General features: G+C 55.0%; 4 protein-coding genes. All 4 read right to left on the bottom strand.

Annotated features, from left to right (window positions below; translation table 11 throughout):
• Positions 1-41 precede the first annotated feature (41 nt).
• Positions 42-440, bottom strand: coding sequence for an H-NS family nucleoid-associated regulatory protein (locus SPG90_RS21195; RefSeq protein WP_248073828.1), 399 nt, complete (start codon positions 438-440; stop codon positions 42-44).
• Complete coding sequence (locus SPG90_RS21190; protein WP_322408344.1) at positions 437-2,719, bottom strand: type IA DNA topoisomerase; 2,283 nt, start codon at positions 2,717-2,719, stop codon at positions 437-439. The genes SPG90_RS21195 and SPG90_RS21190 overlap by 4 nt, the downstream gene beginning before the upstream one ends.
• Positions 2,719-3,021: a hypothetical protein gene (locus SPG90_RS21185; protein ID WP_182947034.1), complete on the bottom strand. Its 303-nt coding sequence runs from the start codon at positions 3,019-3,021 to the stop codon at positions 2,719-2,721. Before SPG90_RS21185 ends, SPG90_RS21190 begins: the two co-directional genes overlap by 1 nt.
• The coding region (locus SPG90_RS21180) for a YadA-like family protein (protein ID WP_322408343.1) at positions 3,022-3,630 on the bottom strand (609 nt) is incomplete at its 5' end.

Raw genomic sequence — 3,630 nt, 5'->3', positions numbered from 1 at the left:
TTGTGGCTGCCAGAGATGCGATGATGATAATTCTTGCGAAACTATTCATTTGAGTTACCTATTAAAAAGCATTCGAGGGTTTTTCCGGCGTCCAGTTCCTGCTGAATAAAGACCGGTACACGCCCCACGCCTGACCATGTTTTACGCACGCCGTGCTCAACATACTGGTATTTCGGTTTCCTTTTTGCCGACGATGGCGCGGCTGAATTGCCCGCTAGTTCAGCCGCCGAAAAACCTTCCGATTCAATGAGCGCCAGCAGTTCATTGCGCTTTTCCTCGCGCAGGCGGCGCTGATTTTCCTGCTTGATATGCTCTGCGCGCTTTTCATCAAGCGCCGCTGAAATACGCGCGCTCAGCTTCTCCAGAAAGGTGAAATCACTTTCACGTAAAAACTTTTTCAGCGCGCGCTCTGAGGTTAATTCGTCCTGGATACGGTTCATAATTTCAGCTCCTTCGGTACAGATACGTTCAATCCTTTCAGCGGATCGCGGGGTGGATATTCAAAACCGAGTTCCCCGGTTTGCGGATTTTTCAGGGTGACGATCATCGAATAGGTATCGTCGTTTTTCTTCGATTTAAAACCTTTAATAACGCCGGTTTTGCCCTTGCCGATTAACGTTTCGGCCTGTTTTGCCGTCAGCTTTTTGCCGCGCACTTCCAGCCAGATTTTGAACTGACAGCCGGTGCAGGCGCAGGTTTTCGGCGTCATAACCAGCTCAGCTCCGCACGACGGGCATTTAACCGCGAGGCGGTTAAGCGACGTTTTAGCGGGCTGTTTTTCCGCCGCGCTGATGGCAATNGCTCCGCACGACGGGCATTTAACCGCGAGGCGGTTAAGCGACGTTTTAGCGGGCTGTTTTTCCGCCGCGCTGATGGCAATGTCGGCGCTCTCAACCAGGCGGGATACTTCCGCGTAAAGACCATCAATAAACCGCTCAATGGTCATTTCGCCGGTTTCAACTGCGGCCTGTTTTTCAGCCCAGACGGCGGTCATATCCGGCTGCGTCACCGAATCGGGCAGGGCATCAATTAACGCCAGCCCGGCGGCGGTCGGGATAAATTTGCCCTTTTCCACGGTGATGTAATCGCGGGTTTTCAGCGTCTCGATAATGGCCGCGCGGGTCGCCGGAGTGCCGATGCCGCCGTGTTCGTCTTTCTTGTCCTTATCCTTCTCCTTGAGCAGTTTTTTAATGCGCGGATCGGCGACAAAATCGGCCACGCGAACGAGGGCAGAGAGCAGGGTTGCCTCGGTAAACAGCGGCAGCGGTTTGGTTTTTTTCTCGGAAATCACCACCTCGCGGCAGGTTAATGTCGCCCCGGTTTGCAGACGACTGATGGCCTCAAACGCGCTGCTGTTTTCGTCCTCCTCGTCGTCTTCCTCCGCATCGCTAAGGAACGCCGTAAAACCCGCGTCCGTGGTTTTACGCGCCGAGACTTTAAACATTTCGTCACCGCATTTGATCTCCGCGATCGCCTCGTCATAGCGCTTTTTCTCCACGAACTGCGCGAGATAAAACTGCGCGATGGCGAGATAAACCGCCTTTTCCCTGTCGGTAAGGCGGCTTAAATCCGGCATGTTCGTCGTCGGAATAATGGCGGTGTGGGCGGTCACTTTTTTACTGTCAAACGCCGCGCTTTTCTGCGCCGTATCGGTGGCAAGGCCGTTAAAAACGTCGAGCGTTTTTAAGGCCGCCACTACCTGCGGCGCGTCGTTAAACTGTTCGTCGGACAGATACGAACAGTCGGAGCGGTTATAGGTAATGTATTTACCGTCCTTGAGCTTTTGCGTGATATCGAGCGTCTGCTGCGCGGTCAGTTTATGCCTGCGGTTCATATGCACCTGGAGGCGCAACAGGTTAAACGGCAGCGGGGCGGCCGTGGTTTTTCCCCGGTCAGTGGCCGCCGCGAGCACGCTGGCCGGTTTTCCGGCCAGTGCTCTGGCGAGCCCTTCTGCCCAGGCCTTATCCGTCAGGCGCTTTTTATCGTCAACCGGTGCGTATTCGGACGTCTGCCAGCGGGCGCTGACGACGTCCGTGCCGCTGACAAACTGCCCGGCGAGCTGGTAGTAAAACGCCTCGCTGTGTGCCTGATTGTCGCGCCACCGGCGCACAATCATACCCAGCACCGGCGTCTGGACGCGGCCAACCGAAATCGTGCCCTTATAGCCTTTATCACGGGCTTTCAGGGTGTAGCAGCGGCTCATGCTGAAGCCAAAAATGGCGTCACCGGCGCTGCGCATCAGGGCTTTCAGGTACATCCCACGAAAATCGCTGTTATCGCGCAGGGAATTGATGGCTTTTTTCACCGCTGGCGCAGTGTTGTCGTTAATCAGCGCCCGCTTCACCGGGCGCGTGTTACCGGCGAACTCCAGCACCTCGTCAACGAGGAGCTGGCCTTCGTCGTCCGGGTCGCCGCAGTGGACAATCATTTTGATATCCGGGCGACGAATCAGCTTCACCAGGGTGTTGGCCTGTTTTGCCACGCTCGCTTTGGGCTGAAGCTGAACGGGGTACAGCTTCAGCGGCAGGGTGTCGAGCGACCAGGTGGCATAGGCCGGGTTAATCGTCTCCGGGGGTACCATTTCCAGCACGTGGCCGACGCAGTAGCTCACAATGTCGGTGGACGATTCAAAATAACCGTCGTGGCGGGTAAAGTTGCCGCCGAGGGCTTTCACAATATCGGTCGCAACGGCGGGTTTTTCAGCAATGAAGAGTCTCATTATTCCTGTTCCTTTCTTATTTCGGATAGCGTTACGCAGTAAGCCTGATGCGCGTCATTGATGGCGCTGGAATCCAGACGAAAACCCTGTGATGCGGCAATCTCCAGAAAGATTGCCGCATCATCGGCGCTTAGCTTAGTTAGTACGTTTTGCAGCTCGTCCAGGACGCGGTAGTGGTAGATCTCGTAATGCAGCCCGCAGCCGCAGGCCGCATTTTTCTCCGCGCGGTTAATAAGGCTCAGGGCGCTTACGGAATCACCGCGCGTATGCGCCCAAGGGGGAGAAATAAATCCGGGCTTCATTTACCAGCCCCCGGCAAATCCGATGCCGACCGCACTGTTCCGGGATGAATCCCAAGAAACATTGAGTCTTACGTTGGTGTTCGGGGATGTTTTGTAATTGACGCCGCCAGCAATCGCGTTGCCGTTCTGGTAATTACCCAGGCCGATACCGTAAGAAAATGAGTTTTCCGCGACATACGGAATTGACGCGATCGCGGTAACACCGGCAACACCGGCATTGAGACGCTTTTCTGCACGGTCAATTTTTGAATTGAGCTGTTTGAATCGCTGATTAGTCGAGTGGCTTAACGCATTGACGCGATTATCGGTATAGCTGGCAGCATTGCTTTCAGCCTGATTCGCTGCATTTTGCGCGTAGTTAATGCTATGGTCGTACTTTTCATTGGTATAGCTGTTGGATTGCTCAACTGCCGTTGAGGTGAGGTTATCAACGCGGTGATCCGTGTAATCCTTCGATTTATCGACCGCTGCGGCGGTGGCTGTGTCGGTGTAGTCCTTCGATTTATCGACCGCTGCGGCGGTGGCCGTGTCGGTGTAGTCCTTCGACTTATCGACCGCTGCGGCGGTGGCCGTGTCGGTGTAGTCCTTCGACTTATCGACCGCTGTGGC

The organism is Enterobacter sp. D2 (genome assembly GCF_034427575.1).
GTDB lineage: Bacteria > Pseudomonadota > Gammaproteobacteria > Enterobacterales > Enterobacteriaceae > Enterobacter > Enterobacter cloacae_M.
Note: the sequence above shows the minus strand (reverse complement) of the source record. Positions and strands in the feature narration are given on the sequence as shown.

What these genes read in the sequence shown, in the direction of transcription:
- SPG90_RS21185 (WP_182947034.1), bottom strand. Translation starts at nt 3,021, where the DNA reads ATGAAGCCCGGATTTATTTCTCCCCCTTGGGCGCATACGCGCGGTGAT.
- SPG90_RS21195 (WP_248073828.1), bottom strand. Translation starts at nt 440, where the DNA reads ATGAACCGTATCCAGGACGAATTAACCTCAGAGCGCGCGCTGAAAAAG.